The sequence below is a fragment of the Mycobacterium sherrisii genome (assembly GCF_002102355.1).
GTDB lineage: Bacteria > Actinomycetota > Actinomycetes > Mycobacteriales > Mycobacteriaceae > Mycobacterium > Mycobacterium sherrisii.
Window position 1 is genome coordinate 1 of record NZ_LQPT01000011.1, and the last position, 1270, is coordinate 1270.

At 64.6% G+C, this 1270-nt stretch carries 1 pseudogene; it reads left to right on the top strand.

Features of this window, described 5'->3' with window-relative positions:
* Positions 1-70 precede the first annotated feature (70 nt).
* Positions 71-1270: pseudogene (locus AWC25_RS00690) on the top strand (IS256 family transposase); the annotation flags it as partial.

Consider the following 1270-nt stretch of genomic DNA (forward strand, 5'->3'; position numbering starts at 1 on the left):
TGGGGTGGGCCATCGCGTAGTGGTCAGTGAGTTACCGACCAAAGTGACTCACGATAGGACACACGACGCGATGACCCAGGGCCATTCTGCTCTGCTTGCCCAACTCGATGCGCTGAAGTCCGCAGACTCGGGCGCGGTGTTCGCTGAGCTGATCCGCGCCGGGCTGCAGGCCCTGATCGAGGCCGAGGCCACCGCCACGATCGGCGCCGGCCGCTACCAGCGCAGCGAGGGCCGTGCTGTGCACCGCAACGGGCACCGACCGAAAGCGGTGTCGACCACCTCGGGTGACATCGAGGTTCAGATCCCCAAGCTGCGTGCCGGGTCGTTCTTTCCCTCGCTGCTGGAGCGGCGTCGCCGTATCGATAAGGCGCTGCACGCGGTGATCATGGAAGCCTACGTCCACGGCGTGTCGACCCGCAGCGTCGATGACCTGGTGGCCGCGATGGGCGTCGAAGCGGGGGTGTCGAAGTCGGAGGTCTCGCGGATCTGCGCCGGCCTCGACAAAGAGATCGACGCATTTCGCACCCGCAGCCTGGCCCACACCGAATTCCCGTACGTATTCTGCGATGCCACCTTCTGCAAGGTCCGCATCGGGGCGCACGTCGTCTCGCAGGCACTTGTCGTGGCCACCGGGGTATCCATCGACGGCACCCGCGAAGTGCTGGGCACCGCGGTCGGCGACAGCGAGTCCTACGAGTTCTGGCGCGAGTTCTTGGCCTCGCTGAAAGCACGCGGACTCTCCGGGGTGCATCTGGTTATCTCCGACGCGCACGCTGGATTGAACGGCTGTGGCACAACAGTTCACAAACTCATCGTGGCAGCGGTGCCGAGTGCATTTCATGCGTAATCTGCACACCGCGGTATCGGCCAAACACGCCCCGGCCGTAACCGCGGCGGTCAAGACCATCTTCGCTCACACCGACCCCACCGAGGTCGCAGCCCAGTGGGACCGGGTCGCCGACACCCTGGCCCCCAGCTTCCCGAAGGTAGCCGCGATGCTAGCTGAGGCCAAGACCGACGTGTTGGCGTTCACCGCGTTCCCGAAAGCGCATTGGCAGAAGATCTGGTCGAACAACCCCATCGAACGGCTCAACAAGGAGATCAAACGCCGAGCCGATGTCGTGGAGATCTTCCCCAACCCGGCAGCGTTCCTGCGCCTGGCCACCGCCGTGGTCATCGAAGCCCACGACGAATGGCAAGTCCCCCGCCGCTACCTATCTGATGTCTCCATGGACGAACTACGCGTGGTCATCGCTGCCAAACACGCCGC